Below are 18,766 nucleotides of genomic sequence, written 5' to 3'. Positions count from 1 at the left end.
CGAAACGCCGACCACGCGCACGAGGCGTGGCCGGCGTCGATGACGCGTTCGCTAGAGCATCTCTCCCAGCACCTCGGGGTCGATCACGATCGGTGCCGGTCGGTACCTCGGCGGTTCCACGCCCATCAGCGCGCGCACCAGGAAGTCCCACGCCTTCGTGCGGACGTACGCCATCCGGTCGATGAACAGGTGCTCGGCTCCCGGCACGATCACCAGCTCGAACTCCTTGCCCGCCGCGATCAACGCGTCCGCGAGCCGCAACGAGTGGTCCGGGTGCACGGTGTCGTCGAGTTCGCCGTGCACGAGCAGCAGTTCGCCCTCCAACCGATCCGCGATCTCGACGTTGGACGCCCGCAGCCACGCATCCGGGTTGTCGGCGCCGTCGACGTTCTCGGCCCAGCCCAGCCCGATGTACCGCGCGTCGTGCGACCCGGACAATGCGACACCGGCCTGGTACGTCTGCGGGAACTCCAGCATCGCGCGCCCCGCAGCGAACCCACCACCCGAGTGGCCCATGACGCCCACGCGTTCCAAGTCCATCCACGGCCGTGACGCGGCCAGCTGTTCCAACGCCGCCACGTGATCGTCCAGACCGCCCGCCGCGGCGAGGCTGCTCTGGAGGAACGCCGCGGAACGTCCGGGCGTCCCGCGCCCGTCCAGAGCAACGACCACGAAACCGAGCGCTGCCAACGGTTCCGCGTCCAGTCCCATGCCGCCGGGGTCGAAGCACGGCTCGACCCGCGTGACCTGCGGACCGGGATAAACGCTGTCCACCACGGCATAACTGGCAGAAGGATCAAAGCCGGCAGGCTTGTAGAGCACGCCGTAGACGTCCGTCACGCCGTCAGCCGCCTTGACGCAGAACCGTTCCGGCGCGGTCCACCCCGTTGCCGCCAAACGGCTCACATCCGCGGTCTCCAACGGAACCAGCATCGAGCCGTCCCAGGAGCGCAGGGAAATCACCGGAGGCGTGTCCACAGTGGACGCCGAGTCGACGAACCACGAGCCACAGGGCGACACCGTCACGACGTGGTCGAGCGCGTCGTCGGTGACGATCCGGAACCCGGTCCCGTCCAGCCCGACCTGGCACACCGTGCGCCGGTACGGGTCCTCCGCGACCAGACCCGAGGCCACGAACGAGAGGACGCGGCGGTCCTCGTCCACGTGCAGGATCTCGCGCACCAGCCAGGAACCGGACGTGACCTGGCCCAGCAGTTCGCCGGTGGTCAGCGAGTAGCGGTAGAGGTGACCCCAGCCGTCGCGCTGCGAGAACCACAGCACCTCGTCGGCGAGCACCCGCACGAGCGGCAGGCCGTACATGAACTGGCTGGGGCTGACGCGATCGGAAGAAGTCTCGCTGACCACGACCCGCACCTCGCCGGTCGAGGCGTCCATGCGGTTCAACGTCAACGTGCGCTGGTCACGGGGCCGCGACAGGAAGTAGACGGCGGTGCTGTCCGACGACCACCACGCCCAGCCCGCCATGATCGGCGAGAACTCCGGCATCAGCAGCGGGTCGCACTGGGCGAAGACGGAAGTCCCGGCCTGGACGTCGAACACCACCAACGACGCCAGCGGCATCGCGGCATCGCCGGGGTAGGCGTAGTGCTGGACGTGCGTCACCGGCGGACCACCGGCAGCCGGACGCGACTCCAGCAGGTGGGTCTGGCGGACGGAACGCTGGTCGGTGCGGTGGGCGAGGACCTTCGACGAGTCGGGGGACCACGCGACGGCCGGGGGCATGTGCGGCATGCCGAACTTCCGCATCAACGTCCCGTAGCTCATGGCGTCCGGGCCGTAGCCGTAGCCGAATCCCGGTTCGCCGTCGGTGGTCAGCGCCCACGTGCGGTCGCCGGAGCGAGCCGACAGGTCGTGGCCGGAACGCGAGACCGCGACCTCGCCGTTCGGTGAGCTGACCTCCAGCGGGTTGCCGGGGGCCGCGATGAACGGCATCGGGTCGAAGCCCGGGGTGCGGGTGCGAGCGGCCGGGGTGACGACCACGAACTCGCGGGTGGCGCCATCGCGGACCTGGTACCAGAACCGTCCGTCGTCCATCCATTGTGGACGGACGCGGTCACCGACGACGAGCTCGCCGGGTGCGGCGGGACGGCGGAGAAGTTGTTCTGCGGCTTGGTAGTTGGCGTCGGTGATCACGGAAGTCTCCCCAGAGTAGAAAGGTCAGAGGCTGCGGGCGGTGATGTCGCCGTACGACGTGGTGGCGCGGATGGTGATGACGTCCGTGCCGTCGTTGCGCAGCGAGTTGGTGATGCGGCCGTACGAGGTGCCGGCGTCCAGTGACGCCGAAGCCGGGGAAGCGACGGTGATGTCGCCCTTCAGGGTGCTGATCTCGGCGGATCCGGTGAGGCGGCCGATCGTCACGTCACCGGCCTGCGTGGTCACCCGCACGGCGGCGGCCTCGTCGATCTTGATGTCGCTCTGCGCGGCCTCGAACGCGATGTCGCCCAGGCGACCCACGCCGCGGAACTCGGCACTCGCGGCCTTGGCCTCGACCTGAGAACCGGCGGGCAGCTGCACGGTGATCTCGACGGCTCCGGACGAGCCGAGGAGCTTGCCCGCCGAGGAGTTGATCCGCAGCACGCCGTCGGCGAACGAGACCTCGACCTTCGAGGCGGCGCGAACGTCACGGCCGTGCGAGGCGTCCAGCGGCAGGACCTCGACGGCGGTGTCGGTGCGGTCCGCCGCGATGAACTGGACCCGGCCGGCCGGGATGTCGAGGACGGCGGCGATGGGGGCGGGGGTGGCGAAGGTCTGCATCTCGATCTCCTGTGTCTCGTTGTTTCCGATGTGCAAAAAGCTACGTTGCGTTTCCAGATCTCGGCAACGAGTTCGTTGCGACGAGAGTGAGAAACTGCAGCTCAAAGCCGCAAGATCGTTGCAACCGGCTCTAGATCTAACGCAACGCGCGTTGCAATGAAGTGCGGGTGAACGCTATGCTGGAAGGCATGCCAGGAGGTCGACTCACCCAGCAGGAACGCCGCCAGATCGCCATCGGGCTCGCGGACGGTCTCGCCTACGCGGAGATCGCGCGCGGCCTCGACCGGCCGACGTCGACGATCACGCGCGAGGTCATGCGCAACGGCGGCCCGGCCGGGTACAAGGCCGACATCGCCCAGCTCACCACCGAACGCCGGGCCCAGCGCCGCAAGCAGGCGACGCCGCGCAGAAGCCAAGCGCCCCAACGGGCCGACGGCCGCGACCCCGAAGCCGTGCGGGCGTTCGAGGAGGTGTTCGCGGGCATCTTCATCGGCCAGGGCCTGCCGAAGATGCCGGCGAAAGCGCTGGCCAGCCTCTACGCCACCGACGAGGGCAGCCTCACCGCGTCAGAACTGGTGGCACATCTGCAGGTCAGCCCGGCATCGGTCTCCAAAGCCGTGGCGTACCTGGAAAGTCAGGGCCTGATCGGCCGCGTGCGCGACGACCGCCGCCGCGACCGGTACGTCGTCGACGAGGGTGACATCTGGTACCAGTCGATGATCGCGAGCGCCGCCGGCACGACGACGCTCGCCGAGGCCGCCCGCACCGGCGTGAGCAGCCTCGGGCCAGGCACGCAGGCAGCGACCAGGCTGGAGAACATCGCGCGGTTCCTGGACTTCGTGAGCGAGAGCATCGTGCGGGCCGCCGAACAGGCCCGCGACATCCTGCACCCCAAGAGCTAGACCCGCACCGCCACGGCCACGCCCTGCCCGACCCCGACGCAGGCCGCCGCGATGCCGATGCCGCCACCTCGTGCCCGCAGGTGGCGGCACACGTCGACGATCACGCGAGGCATCGACGCACCGAGCGGGTGGCCGTACGCGATCGCGCCGCCGTGGACGTTGACCTTCTCCTTGTCGATCTCGGGAAGGTGGTGCACCACCGACAACGCCATCGCCGCGAACGCCTCGTTGATCTCCCACAACGCGACGTCCGAAGCCTCGATGTGCAGGCGCTTCAACAGTTTCCGGATCGCCGACACGGGCGCGACGGTGAACCGGTGCGGCTCCTCGCCGGTGGTCGCCGACCCGAGCACCTCACCGAGCGGTTCCACCCCCAACTCGGACGCAATCGCCTCCGTGCCGAGCAAAGCGGCGAGAGCACCGTCGTTCAGAGGCGACGCGTTGCCGGCCGTCACCGACCCGTTCTCGGAGAACGCGGGCTTGAGCTTCGCGAGCTTCTCGATGCTGGTGTCCGCGCGGACGTTCTCGTCGCGCCGGATCGCCGTTCCGTCCGGCAACTGCACGGGAAACGCGAACCCCTCGTGCACACCGGCATCCCAAGCCGCCGCCGCACGACGGTGCGAGCGCAACGCGAAGTTGTCCATCTGCTCGCGCGTGATCCCGAGCTCCACAGCCACGTTCTCGGCCGCCAGCCCCAACGGCACGGTGTAGTGCTTGGGCATGCGCGGGTTCACCAGCCGCCAGCCCAGCGCCGTCGACACGGTCTCCAGGCGGTCCGGGAACGCCTTGTCCGGCCGTGCCGTCACGAATGGCGCCCGCGACATCCCCTCGACCCCGCCCGCGACGATCAGGTCGGCGTCCCCGGTGATCAACGCCCGCGCGCCCTGGATGATCGACTCCCCACCCGACGCGCACAGCCGGTTCAGCGTCACGCCCGGCACGGAGACCGGCAGCCCCGCCAGCAACGCGGCCATGCGGGCGACGTTGCGGTTGTCCTCGCCGGCCCCGTTCGCGTCGCCCAGCAGCACGTCGTCGATGCGCGCCAGGTCGAGTGACGGGTAGCGGCGCAGCAGGTCGACGATCGGCAGCGCCGCGAGGTCGTCCACCCGGATGCCGGACAGACCTCCCCGGTACCTGCCGAACGGCGTGCGGGCGGCGTCGATGATGAGTGCGCGGGCCATACCCCCATCTTGGGGGCAATCACGGTTTCAGCAAAAAGGGGACGTAACCCGTCTCGGGGTGCACCTCTGAGTCGGTGCTGAAGGCCTTCACCTCGATGGCGTGCGCCCCAGCGCTCATCCCTGTGGCGTTGAGTGAAATCCGCCACCGGCCCGCCGCGGACGGTCCGTCGGCGGTCGTCGGCACTGTCGCGATGTGGTTGCCGTCGAGCCTGACCTCGAACCCGGCGAGCCCCGCGACGGACGCGTCGAGCGCCGCGATCCGCACCTCCAGCACCACCCGGCCGCGGTTGAAGGCGGCGCCGTTCTCGACGGGCTGGCCGCTCGCGTCCAGCATCTCCGGGACGGGGTCCGCGAGCGTCGGCTTGGCGTCGACCAACGGGGTGCCGGGCTGGCGTTGCGGGGTGGCCTTCGAGCCGGTGAGTTCGACGTCGGTGTGCGTGATCTGGATGCGTTCCGGCGTGTCCAGCTGGACGTTCACGTTGTCGGTGAACGCCTCCCTGGGCAGGTCGGCGACGGCGGGGTACTCCGCGCCCGGCTTCCACGGCGTGCCCTCGACGGCCGGGCGCAGCGGCACCGCGACGCCGTTGACCTTGATCGACGTGAGGGGCGGGCTCTCGCGGGACGGGATCATCGCGATGCGCAGCTGACCTGCGGTGACGTCCGGGATCGGGTGGGCGCTGGTGGCGGCGGGACCGTCCACGCGCACCTGCGGCGTCGGGCCCGTGCTCGGCACGTCGGCCTTGGCGGTGCGGTAACCGACGAGGTCGATGCCGGCGCGGATCCGGTCTCCCGCCAGCGCCGCGACGCCGATCAACGCCGTCGCCTCACGCCACTGCGGCACGAACGGCGAGGTGGCGACGACCTCGCCGTTGCGCAGGACCCTGGTGCCCTCGGCGGTCAGCGCGATCTCCCACAGCACGCTCACCCCCGGCACGGCGGGCGGGATGGCCTTGACCGCGGTGCCGTCCGGGGTGAGTTCGACGATCGAGTTGCCGGAGTTGTCGGTCGAGACCGTGGCGCGCACTGTGTTCGGCGGCACCGGCTCGCCCTGCACGCTGACCGGGCCCGGCACGAGGTCGAGCAGCAGCTTGCCGCCGGTGCTCGGGGCGTCGGTCTCGACGGCCAGCCTGCTCTCACCGTCGGCGCGAACGAACGGTGTGCGCGACCGGAGCGTCACGGCACGGGTCCCGCAACTGCTGCTGATGATCAGCCGCTTGGTGTCCTCGCCGTCGCCCGAGGTCGCACGGGCGCAGTCGGTGCGCTTGGAGAGCCTCCAACGCTGGAGGTCGGGTTCGTCGGTCGCGTCGAAGCGGTCGGCGTAGGTGTACTCGGTGCGGTCCGCCTGCGGGCTCGCGGTGGCCTTCGCGGGCTGGGAGCGCTGGCCGAACTCGTCCACCGCGCGGATCTCGACGTCGACGGGCCGGTCGTTGTCCAGTCCGTTCAGCTGGGTTCCTGGCCTGGTCACGAGCTTGACGCCGCCTGCCCAGCGCACCTCGTACGCGGGCGCGTCGCCGGTCCAGGAGAGCCGCAGCCGGTGGTTGCCGGGATCGGCTTTGACGCTCGCCGGGACCTTCGGCCTGGTCTGCGGTCCGGGCACGAGCAGCTGGTCGGACGCGTACGGCTTGAGCTTCGTCGGCGGGGGAGGTGCGGACGGCAAACCGTCGCTCCCGCCGGTGTCGCGGAGCACGATCACGCCCGCCACCAGCGCGAGGCCCACGACGGCGAAGGCGACCCGCTTCATAGCGGTCACGCTAAGGCGTTCACCCCAGCTCGAACACGGTTTCCGCGATAACGGGTTCGCCACCGTCCGCCGGAAGGACGCTGAGCTTGAGCCGAGCGTTCGACCCGGCGGGCAGCGCGGCCGCGTCGATCCAGAACTCGTGCCTGCCGGGGACGCCCTGTCCCTGTTCGTTCGTGGGCAGCGCGACGATCCGCCGACCGTCGAGTTCCAGTTCGATGCCGCGGTGACCGATGGCGTTGACTTCGGCCGTGACGAGCACACGGCCGTTGCGTGCCAACGGTTGCGGAGGCTTGGTGCCGTCCTCGTGCATGACGTGCAGGCGTGGCCCGCCGGTCTTGAGGCCCGCCGGCCGGTCGGTGAGGCGGGGAAGCGCGCCGGGGCGGCTCTCGGGCTTGCGGATGACCACGAGCTGGGCGTCCTGGGCCGGGGCGATCGAGCGGACCTTGAGGGGCAGGTCGGTGACCGTGTTGCCGCGGACCAGCTTCACGGCGACCGCGTCCGGCGGCAGTTCGACCCCCTGGGTGAGGGGCAGGACCTCGGCGGGCACGACCCGTTCGGGCACGCCACCGACACCGAACGCGTCCAGGAACCCGCCGCCGTCGATGCGCACGCGCGGGTGCACCAGCCGTTCCTTGATCGCGACGGGTTCGTAGGCGACGACGACGCCGTCTCGCAGCGCCACCACGGCGTCCGGGAGCACCCGCATCTCCCACCGGTGCCGCACGCCCGCGACGAGCCCGGTCATGGGGGCGTCGCCGAGCGCGATCTGCTTGCCGGTGCGGGGGAGTTCGGGGTCGGCGATGATCCGCGTGCCCTGCGTGGTGACGTCGAGGCTGACCGCGCCCTTCGGTTGCGCGTCCGTCTCCTTGAGGTACTGGTGGGGGTCGGGCAGCAGGGTCAGCCTGACGTGGCTCGACTCGACGGCGCCCGCGACGCTGATGATCGCCCGCCCCGTTGCCCCGTCGGCCGCCGGAACGCCGAACCGCAGGGGCGTGTTGGACTGGAACGCCGCCATCGGGCAGTCGACGTCGATGCGCTTCGTCGTACCGAACGGCCGCAGCCCGAGGCACTCCGGTTCCGCCTCGACGCGCCACTTGCGCGGGTCGAGCGACTCCGGCCCGTCGAACCTGTCCGTCTGGCCGACCAGCAGGTCGTCCCACTTGTCGTCGTAGACGTCCTTGGGTCGTGCGGCGATCTTGAGCGGCTCACTGCGCTTGCCCGTCGCGCTGACCGCCCGGATCTCGACCTGCGTCTGCTCGTCGGGGTTCAGGCCGGGCAACTCCACCTCGGGCGTGGGCACGAGCTGCTCGTTGCCGTTCCAACGCACCTCGTAGGCGGACGCGGACCCGTTCCACGCGATCTGCAGCGCGTCCACGTCCAGCGCCTGGGCCCTGGCGTTCGCGGGCTTCGTCGGCTCCTGCGAGGCCACGACCTCGACGCCGTCAGCGACTTCCTTCTTCAGCGTGTCCGGCGCGTCCCCGCTCCGAAGTGCCACGACGGCACCGACGACGAGCGCGAGACCACCGAGCCCACCGGCGAGCGTCCGTCGATCCACCCGGCGACCCTACGACGTTTCCGCGTGGGCGGTGCTGCCGTTCAGCCCAACCACCCGTCCACCACGCGACCCGAGATTCCGGAGCGCGGCCAACGCCCCCGGCTTGGTCAGATCGATCATGACCGGTGTCCTGTTCGGCTGGTTGACCAGCGCGTTCCGCCCCGCGTGCCCAGCCTCGATCGTCTTGGCGAGCCCACCGGTGGACGCCAACGACCCGCGCGCCGCCCCCAGCCGTCCGAGCGCGTCGTCCACAGCCATGAGGAGGGCGTCCCGATTCCCCTCGCACATCGCCCGAACGAGCTCGGGCCGACTGCCCGCAACACGCGTCCCGTCCCCGAAGCTCCCGGCCGCCAACGCCATCGCGAGCGGCCCGCCATCAGCCCCGACAGCAGCCAGGATCGCCGCCATGATGTGCGGCAGATGACTGATCCGCGCGACCGCCTCGTCGTGCTCCTCAGGAGTCGTAGGCACCACGTGCGCCCCAAGATCCAACGCGAGCTGAACGACGTCGTTGAGGTGGTCGTCCGCCTCCTCAGGCGTCACCACCCACGCCGCGTTCTGGAAGAGGTCCGCAGTCCCCGCGTCCCACCCGCTCCGACTCGTCCCGGCCATCGGATGCCCACCGACGAACCGCGTGTCCGGCGCATACCGGTGCACGGCGTCGTGGACGGGCCCCTTGACGCTCGTGACGTCAGTCAGGCGGGTGCCGGCGGGCACCTTCCGCAGCAGGTCAGGCAGTGCGGGCAACGGCACCGCGAGCACCACCAGCGCCTCGGGGTCGCGGCCGAGAGCCTCGTCGACGCTCACGACGTCGAAGCCCTCAGCCCGTGCCTTCTCCGCGTCCTCTTTGCTCGCCGTCGCACCCCACACCGTGCGCCCGGCAGCCTTGGCGGCCCGCAGCACGGAGCCGCCGATCAGTCCCAGTCCGATCACGCACACGTCTCGCACGGCGCCCATCATTCCGTGCGACGCGTACCTGCTCCTAAGACGGCCCGGTCAGGCGTTGCAGCACGGTCACGGCGCCCCGCCAGCTCAGCCTGGTGACGACTGTGACGCCGGCGACAGCGGCGAGCGCGACCAGGAGCGCCGTGTGCGGCTCCTGGCCACGTTCGATCAGCCAGAGGTTCGTCAGCGGAGGGCGTCCAGCGCGAACGCCGCGTACATCGCCACCCCGTGCTCCATCGCGGCCTCGTCGAACAGCACCCGGTTCGAGTGGTTCGGTGCCGCGTCGTCCAACTCGATCCCGCGCGGACAAGCCCCGAGGAACGCCAACGCCCCCGGCACCCGCTGCAACACGTACGAGAAGTCCTCGGCACCCATCAACGGGTCCAGCATGGGCTCGCTCCACGAGGCACCCATCGCCGCAGCCGCCAGATCCACGACGTGCGAGCCCACGACGTCGTCGTTCACCGTCACCGGGTACCCAGGCACGATGCTGACCTCGGCGTGACACCCGTAGGCCGCCGCCGTGTGCTTGACGGCCTGCTTGAGTTCGCGGTGCACGAGCGTGCGCGTCTCCTCGGACAGCGTGCGGATCGTCCCGTCCAGCGTCGCCACCTCGGGGATGATGTTCGTGGTCGTGCCGGCGTTGATCTGCGCGACCGTCACCACCGCGGGCTGGTGCACGCTCACCCGCCGGCCCAGCATCGTCTGGATCGCCCCGACCATCGCCGCCGCCGCGGGCACCGGGTCGAGGGCGTTGTGCGGCATCGCGCCGTGGCCGCCGCGGCCCTTCACGTGCACGTGGAACGTGTCCGCGGACGCCATCATCGGGCCCGGCCGGCACGTGACGACCCCCGACTTCATGGTCGAGGTGATGTGGAGCGCGAACGCCTTCTCCACGCCGTCATCGAGCAGGCCCTCTTCGATCATGTACCGGGCGCCGTGGTGGCCCTCCTCGCCCGGCTGGAACATGAAGAGCACGCGGCCTTTCAGCGCGTCGCGCCGGTCCGCCAGCAGGCGCGCGGACGAGGCCAGCATCGCCACGTGCGTGTCATGCCCGCAGGCGTGCATGTTGCCGTCCACTTCGGACGCGAAGGGCAGGCCCGTCTCCTCCTGCAGCGGCAGGCCGTCCATGTCGCCGCGCAGCAGCACCGTCGGGCCCGGCTGGTCGCCCTCGAGCACCGCCACGACGGAGGTCGTCGACTCGCCCTTGGTGATCTTCAACGGCAGCCCGTCCAACGCGTGCAGGATCGCCGCCTGCGTCTTGGGGTTCTGCAGCCCCTGCTCGGGCTGCTTGTGGATCTGCCGTCGCAGCGCCACCGTGCGGGGCTGCAGCGAGCGAGCCCCTTCGAGCAGTCCGGCGAGACGGGGGTCCGGCGTAGTTGTGCTCATCTACCGATGGTGCCACCACCTCGGCTACCGGGAAGGTCGTCTGGGCCCTACGGTGTGCACATGACACAGCAGGAGCCGGTCAACGGCTTCGCGGTCGCGGTGGTCCGGGAGGACGGCCGCTGGCGGTGCAGCAGGATGGACAGCTCCGCGCTGTCGGAGCTGGACGCGGCGATCACACAGCTGCGCCAACTGAGGTCGACCGGAGCCGTGTTCGGGCTCCTCGCCGTCGACGACGAGTTCTTCATCATCCTCCGCCCCGTACCGGGAGGCGTGGCGCTGCTGCTGTCCGACGCGGCCGCCGCCCTCGACTACGACATCGCGGCGGACGTCCTCGACCTCCTGCGCGTCGAACCTCCCGACGAGGAGGACAACGACATCTGGCCAGAAGGCGACCTGGGCATCCTCGCGGACCTGAGCATGCCGTCGGGCGAACTCCAGATCATCGTCGACGAGGTCGACCTCTACCCGGACGAGCAACTCCAGATGATCGCCCAGCGCATCGGCTTCATCGACGAGCTCACGAAGCTGCTCGACACGATCCAAGCGTGATCTCCTCCGAGAACATGATCAGGGCCGCGCTGAAGGCGGCAGCGGCGTCCGGCACCGACGTCCCGATCGGCGCCGTCGTCTTCGCCCCGGACGGCACCGTCCTCGCCGAGGCCTGCAACGCCCGCGAGGCCCTCGGCGACCCCACCGCCCACGCCGAAATCCTCGCCCTGCGCGAGGCAGCCCAGAACTACGGCGACGGCTGGCGCCTCGACGGCTGCACCCTCGCCGTCACCCTCGAACCGTGCACGATGTGCGCCGGCGCGCTGGTGCTCGCCCGTGTCTCCCGTCTCGTCTTCGGCGCCTGGGAGCCCAAAACCGGCGCCGTGGCCTCGCTGTGGGACGTCGTGCGCGACCGCCGGCTCAACCACCGGCCCGAGGTCCAAGGCGGCGTGCTCGAGCAGGAGTGCGCTGACCTGCTGGAACGCTTCTTCCGGACCCAGCGTTAAACCGCTTTGGACGGCTGTGTATTGTTCTTATCGGTGGCGTGTCCGAGCGGCCGAAGGAGCACGCCTCGAAAGCGTGTGAGGTGCAAGCCTCCGTGGGTTCAAATCCCACCGCCACCGCTGACGAAGGGCCCCGGAGCAATCCGGGGCCCTTCTTGCGTCTTCAGTCGAGGCCCGCGACGACCACGGTCAGCGTGCCGGCGCCGATCAACACGAACTCGCTGAACTCGAACAGCACACCACCCCAGTCGTGCTGTGCCTGCTCGCCGAGGTCCCGAAGCCGGTAGACCCGGTCCGCCGCGTGCAGCTGCCGGTACACGCCCTCCATTGCGTCGAACACCCAGTCCGGGTGCGGGACCCCGGTCGCCCACGCTCGCAGTTCCGCCTCGGCGGCGGCAGCCTCGACCAGCTCGTAGCTGTCGACCGAGATGCGGTCCCGCCAGTACGGTCCGTGCCTGGTCGTGTCTTCGCCGGGGTCGCCGCCCGCGTAATCGTGCCCGAACCGCTCGTGCTCGATCATCGCCACGAGCGCGCGCTGGTCGTCGACTGCGGGGAGGTCGTAGTGGTCGATGTAGACCCACTCGTAACTGCCGTCCTTGAAGTTGATGAACTCGGTCCTGGCGTAGGTCAGCGTCATCAGACCCTCACCGTCTCGAGGAACGTGCGCAGCAGCTTCTTGTCCCCGGTCACCTCACTGCGAGCGGGGATGCGCCGCCCCACCAGGATCAGCACGAGATCGGCGATCGGCGCCCGCACGTACACCGAGCACCGCACCTTCGTGTCCCGCAGCGCCACCGGCACGTCCCCGCTCAGGTCGACGGTCCACCGGGGCGAGTAGTCGTAGTCGGACGCGAAGAACCGCAGTTTGTGTCCCTGCCCCAGCAACGGCCCGAGCGCGGCACGGCGTTGGTTCAGGATCGGACCCATCCACTCGTACAGGCCGTCCCACGCCACGTCCAGGTTGATCGAGAACGGCATTCCAAGCGCGTTGAACGCCTCGTAGCGGTGCATCCACGTCTCGTGTGCGATCCGGCGCGACCAGTACCGCGGACCGGACTCACCAGGAACGAGCACGGCAACGTCGTCGAGGCCCGCCGCTTCGTGCATCGCCTTCTCGAAGAGTTCGACGCCCTCCAGCAGCCACGGGCCCAGCTCCGCAGCCGACTCGCCCGCGATGCCCTCGACGGAATGGCTGAGCGAACGGTCCGCGGTCGGCACGCGTTCCCTGACCAGGTGCTCGATCCACCTGTGCGTGAACCCGAGGTGGCGCAGCAACTGGTTGAGCGTCCAGCCGGGAGACGTCGGCACCGGCGCGCTCAGGTCCGCACCGTCGAGGGCCGTGACCAGCGCGGAAGTCTCCGAAACAGCTGTCGTGAGCCGCTGTGTGTAGCTCAACATCCCCATGGCCGAGAACGTACGCGGTTCACGTACTTGACCACTGCCTGAGAGCTGACTGTCGACTCCGCACAAAAGGTTGATACTTCAACCTCTGCTCGGTAGAGGTTGTCGACGGGCGCACGTCGATCTACCTCGAAGGAGCGAAGGATGCGCAACGCGTTGACCCGCACCGCGATCGGCCTCGTGGCTGCCGCGGCGCTCGCCGGAGGGGCGGCCCTTCCTGCGGCCGCCACGCCCGCGGACCCCGAGACCGGGTTGTCGTTCTACGTCTACAAGGAATGGAAGTTCGTCGCGAACTTCCCGCAGCCCGACACCGGCTGCCACCTCTTCCCGAAGGGCGCTGACCTCCTCGTCGGCTGGAGCGGCCTGGAGAACGTCCGCGCCTACTCCTCGCCCGACTGCACCGGGCAGTACGCGTCGCTCGGCACGCTGCGCAGCGTCGTCTCGAGTTACGTGTCGTTCAGCACCGAGTAAGGCGCCCACGGCAGCGGGCCCTCGCGAAGGGCCCGCTGTTCCGTCAGAACCTCACGCGCTCCAGCATCAGGTCCAGCAGCGCGCGGTCGCCGAACACCTCCAGCCCGTCCACCGGCCGGCGGCGGTACACGGTCAGCACCAGATCGACGACGGGGCCGCGCAGAGCTACCGACGCCTTCGCGTGCCCCTCCTCGACCACCGGCGCGGGGCCGGTGAGATCGATCACGAACTCCGCCTCGACGTCCGTCGCGTGCAGGTGCACGGTGCCGCTGCCGACGAGCGCCTCGGTCTCCGACGGCCACCGGGTGAAGGCGTACGGCAGTGCGAGACCGGTCCACTCGCGCAGCGTGTCCTGCGCGATCTCCTGGTCCAGCTCGAACGGCACGCCCAGGGCGTCGCACGCGTCCCACCTGTGGATCACGGTCTCGTGCGTCATCCTGCGCGACCACACTCGCGGGCCCGGATGACCGGCCATCGGCGCGATCATCTCGTCCGGGTCGACCTCGCGCAGCACCTCCGCGAGCGAGGCCGCCCCCTCCCGCAGCCAGGGGATGAGGACGGTCGACGACTCACCCACATACGACGACAGGAGCTGTGCGCCGTTGCGGGAGAAGTCGATCTCCGGAAGTCTGTCCCGCAGCATCGAGTCGGCCCAGCGGTGTGCGTGGCCGACGTGACGCAGCAGTTGGTTGAGAGTCCACTCCGGCGTCGACGGGACCTGAATGCCCAGGTCAGCGTCGGTCAGAGCAGAGACCAGCTGTTCGGTTTGGTTGACGATCTCAGCGCAGCGGCGCTCGTAGCTCGGAATCCCCACACGCCCAAATGTAGGGACGCCGACCGGTGCCTGGGAGGGGTCCACTGGCCGGCGTTCCGAAATCGAGCATACACCATGATCGAACACTTGTTCGAGTGATGTTTGATGGGCCAACTGGTTAACCGTTAGTAACAACGGCTACCAAAGCTCACTCGATCGAGGAAAGATGCGTCGGTCCGCCGCATCCCCTGGAGGAAGTCTTGAGACCCACCCTGCCCGTCGTCGGAACAGCGGTGGCGGCACTCGTCCTCGCCGCCGTCCCCGCCGTCGCCGCACCCAGCACCGACGCGTTGATCTCCGAGGTCTACGGAGGCGGCGGCAACTCCGGCGCCACGCTGACCAACGACTTCGTCGAGCTCGCCAACAAGGGCACGACCCCGGTCTCCGTCGACGGCTTCAGCGTCCAGTACATCTCGGCCAGCCCCGGCGCGAGCACGCAGTGGGGCGTCACCCCGCTGACCGGTTCGATCGCGCCCGGCAAGACCTACCTGGTCGCCGAGGCCAAGGGCACCGGCGGCACGGTCGCGCTGCCGACCCCGGACGCCACCGGCACCATCGCCATGAGCGCCACCGGCGGCACCATCGCGCTGGTCAGCGGCACCACGGCGCTCACCTGCAAGACGGCCGTGGACTGCGCGGCCGACACGCGGATCAAGGACCTGGTCGGCTTCGGCACGGCGGCCGTCCGCGAGGGCACCGCGACGGCTGCCCTGACCAACACGACCTCGGCGTCGCGCAAGGCAGGCCTGCCGGACACCGACGACAACTCCGCCGACTTCACGACCGGCGCCCCCAGCCCGGTCAACTCCAAGGGCGAGACCACCCCGGGCGGCGGCGACCCGGACCCCGACCCGGAGGACCCCACCCCCGGCGACAAGCGCATCCGCGACATCCAGGGCGTCACGCGCGTCTCGCCGCTGGTCGGCCAGAAGGTCACCAACGTCCCCGGCGTCGTCACCGGCACGCGCGCCACGGGTGACCGCGGCTTCTGGATCCAGGACACCGCCCCGGACAACGACCCGCGCACCAGCGAGGGCGTCTTCGTCTACACCGGCGGCACCGCGCCGACCGTGGCCGTCGGCGACAGCGTCGTCGTGAGCGGCACGATCGCCGAGTACCGGCCGGGCGGTGAGACGGGCTCCCTGCAGACCCTCACCGAGATCACCACGCCCACCACGATCACGGTCTCCAAGGGCAACCCCGTGCCGACGCCGGTCGTCGTGAAGAACGTCCCCGCGGCCTACCTGCCCGCGCCCGGCGGCAGCATCGAACAGCTCCCGCTGGAGCCGGCGAAGTACGGCCTCGACTACTTCGAGTCGCTCGAGGGCACGCTCGTCCAGGTCGACGACGCGCGCGTCGTAGGCCCGTCGAACACGTTCGGCGAGGTGTGGGTGACCGTCAACCCGGCCGAGAACAAGAACCTGCGCGGCGGCACCACCTACCCGAGCTACGACCAGCAGAACAGCGGTCGCCTGAAGATCAAGACCGCGGGCACGCTGCCCGCCGCGAACGTCGGTGACGTGTTCGCCGGCGCGACCGTCGGTGCCATGGAGTACACGAACTTCGGCGGTTACACGCTGGCCGCGCTGAACCTCGGCCAGCACGCGTCGTCCAACCTGCAGCGCGAGATCACCGCGCAGCAGAAGGAGTCCGAGCTCTCGGTCGCGACCTACAACGTCGAGAACCTCGACCCGTCCGACCCGCAGGAGAAGTTCGACCGGCTCGCGGACGGCGTCACGACCAACCTGCGCAGCCCGGACGTTGTTGTCCTGGAAGAGATCCAGGACAACAACGGCGCCACCAACGACGGCGTCGTCGCGGCGGACCAGACGCTGCAGAAGTTCTCCGACACGATCTTCGCCAAGGGCGGCCCGCGCTACCAGTGGCGCCAGATCGACCCGGAGAACCTCAAGGACGGCGGCGAGCCCGGCGGCAACATCCGCGTCGGCTTCTTCTTCAACCCGCAGCGGGTGTCCTTCGTGGACCGTCCGGGCGGCGACTTCAAGACGCCCGTCCAGGTCGTGAAGAAGAACGGCCGCGCCACGCTTTCCGTTTCGCCGGGCCGCATCGACCCGCTGAACGACGCGTGGGCCAGCAGCCGCAAGCCGCTCGCCGGCGAGTTCAAGTTCCGCGGCCGCACGGTCTTCGTCGTCGCGAACCACTTCAACTCCAAGGGCGGCGACGAGGCCATCCACGGCCGCTTCCAGCCGCCGAACCGCACGTCCGAGGTGCAGCGCGCCAAGCAGGCCGCGTCGCTGAAGACGTTCACGGAGCAGATCCGCGCGATCGACAAGGGCGCCAACGTGGTGCTCGCGGGTGACCTGAACGACTACCAGTTCTCGCCCGCGCTGAAGACGCTGACCGGCGACGGCAACCTCAAGGCGCTGATCGACACGCTGCCCGTCAACGAGCGGTACAGCTACGTCTTCGAGGGCAACTCGCAGACGCTCGACCACCTCGTGATGAGCAAGAACATCACGCGCTTCAGCTACGACGTGGTCCACATCAACGCGGAGTTCGCCGACCAGGCGAGCGACCACGACCCGCAGATCGTCCGCGCCCGCCCGTCCACGGGTGACGCGAACGTCGACAAGATCGTCTTCGCGATCGAGGACATCCTCGACTGCCTGAAGAAGTAGGCACGGCACCAGGTGGCCGCTACCTCAGGAGTCTTCCCTCCGAGGTGGCGGCCACTTTCGCGACCACCATCTCCGCGAATACGGCGGCGTGGAGCGCGGTGACGGCAGGGGACTGGGCCTCGGCGATCTGCTTCGCCCGGGCCGTGAGCTCGTGCCTGGCCCCGCCGAACACCTTGTGCACGGCGTTCACGGCGTGCAGCAACGAGATCAGCGTCCCGCTGCGAAAGTCCTGAGCCCGATGCCCGAACAGCACGCTGCCGGTCGCCGCGCGCACCTCGCTCACCGCCGCAGCGTTCTGGATCACGAAGCCGCCGAACACCTGCTTGCGCGCGGTCAGCACTCCGCGCGCCTCCAGTCCCGCCAACACGTTGTCCCGCACGAACCTGCGGATCCGCGGCACGGCCCGGCGCGGCGTCAGCGGTGCCTGCAACCGCGTCAGCGACTCGTGCAGGAACGGGTGCGCCAACGGTGTCGGATCGATGATCCGCAGCTGCCCCGCGTGCGAGTCGTACCCGAGCCGTCCGGACTGCAGCAGTTCGGCCAGCACGCCGCCCGAGAGCGCGTTCGTGACGGTCTCCGGCCCGGCGAGCGCCTGACCGGTGTGCTCGTCGACGAACAGCAGCAGGAGATCCTCGGGCAGCAACGTCACTCTCCGGACGCGGCGGCCGTGGCGGCGGCGGTCACCCCGGCCTGGATCGCTTCCACCGCACGGCGAACGGCGTCGCCCGCCCAGTTGCCGCGCGCGATCTCCTTGGCCCGTCGCTTGATCTCGCGCTTGTCACCGGGGAACACCTTGTGCACGGCGTCCACCGCGTACAGCAACGTGATCAGCGACCCGATGCGTGCATCCGCACCCCGATACCCGTGCACGACCTCGCCGACGGCCTTGCGCAGCTTCTCCGCGCCGGCCTCGTCGACGATCGGGTAGCTCTTCGCGGGGAAGATCCCGAGCACCTTGCGCGGCTCGACCCGGATCGTGCCGTGGTCCTGCAACTGCCGGATCACGTTGTCGTACAAGCGCTTCCGCACCCGCTCGACCGCCGACTGCGGCCGCAGCGGCTTGGTCAGCAGGCCGAGCGCGTGGTCGGCCACCGGGTCGTTCAGCGGCGACGGATCGACGACCTGCATCTTCTTGCCGTTGGGCTCGAACGCGACGCGCCCCGCCTCCACGAGCTCGATCAGCACGGCACCCGCGAGCGCGTTCTCCGCCGCCGACCCGCTGACGTGCAGCCGCCCGGTCTCCGCGACGATGAACAACACCATCAGATCTCTGTGCAGCATCAGCTCGAACCCCCGCCCGTCGCCGCCGTTGCCGCCGTCGAGGCCACCACGGCCGCGATGACCGCGGCGTGCACCGCTTCCAACGCCTTCTTCACGGCGTCGCCCGCCCAGTTGCCGCGCGCGATCTCCTTGGCGCGCGCGTTCATCTCGCGCTTGTCGCCGTTGAAGACCTTGTGCAGCGCCTTCACCGCGTACAGCAAGGAAATCAGCGCGCCCGTCCGGTCGTCCGGCGCCGCGTACCCGAGGGCCACGTTCCCGACCCGGTCGCGGATCTCGCTGACCGCACCAGAATCGTTGATCACGTACTTCTTCGACGGGAAGATCCCGAGCTTCCTGGTCTTCTCGACCGTCAGCACACCACGGCCTTCGAGCTGCGCCATCACGTTGTCCCGCACGTGGGTCCGCAGCCGCTCCACCGCGCGCTGCGGCTTCATGGGCTTGTCGATGCGAGACAACGACTCCTGCAGGAACTCGCTGCGCAACGGCGTCGGGTCGACCACCGCGAGCTTCTTGCCGTCCGCCTCGAACGCCACCCGCCCCGAGTTCACGAGCTCCAGCAGCACGGCCCCGGCCAGCGCGTTGTTGATCGACGTCGAGTCCATCAGCACGCGTCCGTCGGTCTCGTCGATGAACAGCAGCATCAGGTCTTCAGGCAACATGTACCCACGGTAGTTGCTCAT

The 18,766-nt window shown here is 69.7% G+C and carries 18 protein-coding genes and 1 tRNA gene; 6 read left to right on the top strand and 13 right to left on the bottom strand.

Annotated elements, in window-relative coordinates; translation table 11 throughout:
- Positions 1-51 precede the first annotated feature (51 nt).
- Positions 52-2,154 (bottom strand): S9 family peptidase, encoded by a 2,103-nt coding sequence (locus tag JNUCC0626_RS31990; RefSeq protein WP_394614484.1) that lies wholly within the window; start codon positions 2,152-2,154, stop codon positions 52-54.
- A 24-nt stretch (positions 2,155-2,178) separates the two neighbouring features.
- Positions 2,179-2,775 (bottom strand): DUF4097 family beta strand repeat-containing protein, encoded by a 597-nt coding sequence (locus JNUCC0626_RS31985; RefSeq protein ID WP_394614483.1) that lies wholly within the window; start codon positions 2,773-2,775, stop codon positions 2,179-2,181.
- A 188-nt stretch (positions 2,776-2,963) separates the two neighbouring features.
- Here JNUCC0626_RS31985 and JNUCC0626_RS31980 point away from each other — a divergent pair, with 188 nt between their 5' ends.
- Entirely contained in the window at positions 2,964-3,677 is a 714-nt protein-coding gene (locus JNUCC0626_RS31980; RefSeq protein ID WP_394614482.1) for a helix-turn-helix domain-containing protein, read from the top strand.
- Here JNUCC0626_RS31980 and JNUCC0626_RS31975 read toward each other — a convergent pair.
- The 5 genes from JNUCC0626_RS31975 to JNUCC0626_RS31955 form a co-directional block, all read right to left on the bottom strand.
- Entirely contained in the window at positions 3,674-4,858 is a 1,185-nt protein-coding gene (locus JNUCC0626_RS31975) for a thiolase family protein (RefSeq protein WP_394614481.1), read from the bottom strand. The two genes, JNUCC0626_RS31980 and JNUCC0626_RS31975, sit on opposite strands and share 4 nt — an antisense overlap.
- Before the next feature lie 19 nt (positions 4,859-4,877).
- Positions 4,878-6,599: a hypothetical protein gene (locus JNUCC0626_RS31970; RefSeq protein ID WP_394614480.1), complete on the bottom strand. Its 1,722-nt coding sequence runs from the start codon at positions 6,597-6,599 to the stop codon at positions 4,878-4,880.
- A gap of 19 nt (positions 6,600-6,618) precedes the next feature.
- Positions 6,619-8,154, bottom strand: a complete 1,536-nt coding sequence (locus JNUCC0626_RS31965) for a hypothetical protein (RefSeq protein ID WP_394614479.1) — start codon at positions 8,152-8,154, stop codon at positions 6,619-6,621.
- Positions 8,155-8,163: 9 nt separating this feature from the next.
- Positions 8,164-9,111 carry a prephenate dehydrogenase gene (locus JNUCC0626_RS31960; RefSeq protein WP_430623483.1) on the bottom strand — a complete coding sequence of 316 codons (948 nt, stop codon included), beginning with the start codon at positions 9,109-9,111 and terminating at the stop codon, positions 8,164-8,166.
- A 171-nt stretch (positions 9,112-9,282) separates the two neighbouring features.
- The gene (locus tag JNUCC0626_RS31955) at positions 9,283-10,488 is read right to left on the bottom strand and encodes a M20 metallopeptidase family protein (RefSeq protein ID WP_394614477.1); all 1,206 of its coding nucleotides are present in this window, start codon (positions 10,486-10,488) and stop codon (positions 9,283-9,285) included.
- A 60-nt stretch (positions 10,489-10,548) separates the two neighbouring features.
- On the opposite strand from JNUCC0626_RS31955, the gene JNUCC0626_RS31950 reads away from it, so the two are divergent.
- The 3 genes from JNUCC0626_RS31950 to JNUCC0626_RS31940 all read left to right on the top strand — a co-directional run bounded on the left by JNUCC0626_RS31950 (position 10,549) and on the right by JNUCC0626_RS31940 (position 11,600).
- Positions 10,549-11,037 (top strand): tRNA adenosine deaminase-associated protein, encoded by a 489-nt coding sequence (locus JNUCC0626_RS31950; protein WP_394614476.1) that lies wholly within the window; start codon positions 10,549-10,551, stop codon positions 11,035-11,037.
- 14 nt (positions 11,038-11,051) lie between these two features.
- The gene (locus JNUCC0626_RS31945; protein ID WP_394622142.1) at positions 11,052-11,483 is read left to right on the top strand and encodes a nucleoside deaminase; all 432 of its coding nucleotides are present in this window, start codon (positions 11,052-11,054) and stop codon (positions 11,481-11,483) included.
- 32 nt (positions 11,484-11,515) lie between these two features.
- Positions 11,516-11,600, top strand: a tRNA-Ser gene (locus JNUCC0626_RS31940).
- A gap of 43 nt (positions 11,601-11,643) precedes the next feature.
- Here the strand turns inward: JNUCC0626_RS31940 and JNUCC0626_RS31935 are convergent.
- Both JNUCC0626_RS31935 and JNUCC0626_RS31930 read right to left on the bottom strand, forming a co-directional pair.
- Entirely contained in the window at positions 11,644-12,117 is a 474-nt protein-coding gene (locus tag JNUCC0626_RS31935) for a hypothetical protein (protein WP_394614475.1), read from the bottom strand.
- Positions 12,117-12,884 carry a maleylpyruvate isomerase family mycothiol-dependent enzyme gene (locus tag JNUCC0626_RS31930; protein WP_394614474.1) on the bottom strand — a complete coding sequence of 256 codons (768 nt, stop codon included), beginning with the start codon at positions 12,882-12,884 and terminating at the stop codon, positions 12,117-12,119. Before JNUCC0626_RS31930 ends, JNUCC0626_RS31935 begins: the two co-directional genes overlap by 1 nt.
- A 141-nt stretch (positions 12,885-13,025) precedes the next feature.
- Between JNUCC0626_RS31930 and JNUCC0626_RS31925 the strand changes: the two genes are divergently transcribed.
- Positions 13,026-13,352 (top strand): hypothetical protein, encoded by a 327-nt coding sequence (locus tag JNUCC0626_RS31925; protein ID WP_394614473.1) that lies wholly within the window; start codon positions 13,026-13,028, stop codon positions 13,350-13,352.
- Between the two features lie 43 nt (positions 13,353-13,395).
- On the opposite strand, the gene JNUCC0626_RS31920 is transcribed toward JNUCC0626_RS31925, so the two are convergent.
- Complete coding sequence (locus JNUCC0626_RS31920) at positions 13,396-14,166, bottom strand: maleylpyruvate isomerase family mycothiol-dependent enzyme (RefSeq protein ID WP_394614472.1); 771 nt, start codon at positions 14,164-14,166, stop codon at positions 13,396-13,398.
- A gap of 200 nt (positions 14,167-14,366) precedes the next feature.
- Here JNUCC0626_RS31920 and JNUCC0626_RS31915 point away from each other — a divergent pair, with 200 nt between their 5' ends.
- Positions 14,367-16,805, top strand: coding sequence for an endonuclease/exonuclease/phosphatase family protein (locus JNUCC0626_RS31915; RefSeq protein ID WP_394614471.1), 2,439 nt, complete (start codon positions 14,367-14,369; stop codon positions 16,803-16,805).
- 19 nt (positions 16,806-16,824) lie between these two features.
- On the opposite strand, the gene JNUCC0626_RS31910 is transcribed toward JNUCC0626_RS31915, so the two are convergent.
- Genes JNUCC0626_RS31910 through JNUCC0626_RS31900 form a run of 3 tightly spaced genes read right to left on the bottom strand, consistent with a single transcriptional unit; the run spans position 16,825 to position 18,766 of the window.
- Complete coding sequence (locus tag JNUCC0626_RS31910) at positions 16,825-17,454, bottom strand: GOLPH3/VPS74 family protein (RefSeq protein WP_394614470.1); 630 nt, start codon at positions 17,452-17,454, stop codon at positions 16,825-16,827.
- A complete protein-coding gene (locus JNUCC0626_RS31905) occupies positions 17,451-18,086 on the bottom strand; it encodes a GOLPH3/VPS74 family protein (RefSeq protein WP_394614469.1) in 636 nt (211 codons plus the stop codon). The genes JNUCC0626_RS31910 and JNUCC0626_RS31905 overlap by 4 nt, the downstream gene beginning before the upstream one ends.
- Complete coding sequence (locus JNUCC0626_RS31900; RefSeq protein ID WP_394614468.1) at positions 18,086-18,766, bottom strand: GOLPH3/VPS74 family protein; 681 nt, start codon at positions 18,764-18,766, stop codon at positions 18,086-18,088. The genes JNUCC0626_RS31905 and JNUCC0626_RS31900 overlap by 1 nt, the downstream gene beginning before the upstream one ends.

The sequence above is a fragment of the Lentzea sp. JNUCC 0626 genome, from assembly GCF_043632865.1.
Lineage (GTDB): Bacteria > Actinomycetota > Actinomycetes > Mycobacteriales > Pseudonocardiaceae > Lentzea.
The sequence above is the reverse complement of the archived record's forward strand: the minus strand, read 5'-3'. Positions and strand labels throughout refer to the sequence as shown.

Coding starts and splice junctions, on each gene's coding strand:
- JNUCC0626_RS31900 (WP_394614468.1), bottom strand. CDS start 18,766: ATGAGCAACTACCGTGGGTACATGTTGCCTGAAGACCTGATGCTGCTG.
- JNUCC0626_RS31945 (WP_394622142.1), top strand. CDS start 11,052: ATGATCAGGGCCGCGCTGAAGGCGGCAGCGGCGTCCGGCACCGACGTC.
- JNUCC0626_RS31980 (WP_394614482.1), top strand. CDS start 2,964: ATGCCAGGAGGTCGACTCACCCAGCAGGAACGCCGCCAGATCGCCATC.
- JNUCC0626_RS31930 (WP_394614474.1), bottom strand. CDS start 12,884: ATGGGGATGTTGAGCTACACACAGCGGCTCACGACAGCTGTTTCGGAG.
- JNUCC0626_RS31905 (WP_394614469.1), bottom strand. CDS start 18,086: ATGCTGCACAGAGATCTGATGGTGTTGTTCATCGTCGCGGAGACCGGG.
- JNUCC0626_RS31960 (WP_430623483.1), bottom strand. CDS start 9,111: ATGGGCGCCGTGCGAGACGTGTGCGTGATCGGACTGGGACTGATCGGC.
- JNUCC0626_RS31955 (WP_394614477.1), bottom strand. CDS start 10,488: ATGAGCACAACTACGCCGGACCCCCGTCTCGCCGGACTGCTCGAAGGG.
- JNUCC0626_RS31985 (WP_394614483.1), bottom strand. CDS start 2,775: ATGCAGACCTTCGCCACCCCCGCCCCCATCGCCGCCGTCCTCGACATC.
- JNUCC0626_RS31925 (WP_394614473.1), top strand. CDS start 13,026: ATGCGCAACGCGTTGACCCGCACCGCGATCGGCCTCGTGGCTGCCGCG.
- JNUCC0626_RS31935 (WP_394614475.1), bottom strand. CDS start 12,117: ATGACGCTGACCTACGCCAGGACCGAGTTCATCAACTTCAAGGACGGC.
- JNUCC0626_RS31970 (WP_394614480.1), bottom strand. CDS start 6,599: ATGAAGCGGGTCGCCTTCGCCGTCGTGGGCCTCGCGCTGGTGGCGGGC.
- JNUCC0626_RS31975 (WP_394614481.1), bottom strand. CDS start 4,858: ATGGCCCGCGCACTCATCATCGACGCCGCCCGCACGCCGTTCGGCAGG.
- JNUCC0626_RS31950 (WP_394614476.1), top strand. CDS start 10,549: ATGACACAGCAGGAGCCGGTCAACGGCTTCGCGGTCGCGGTGGTCCGG.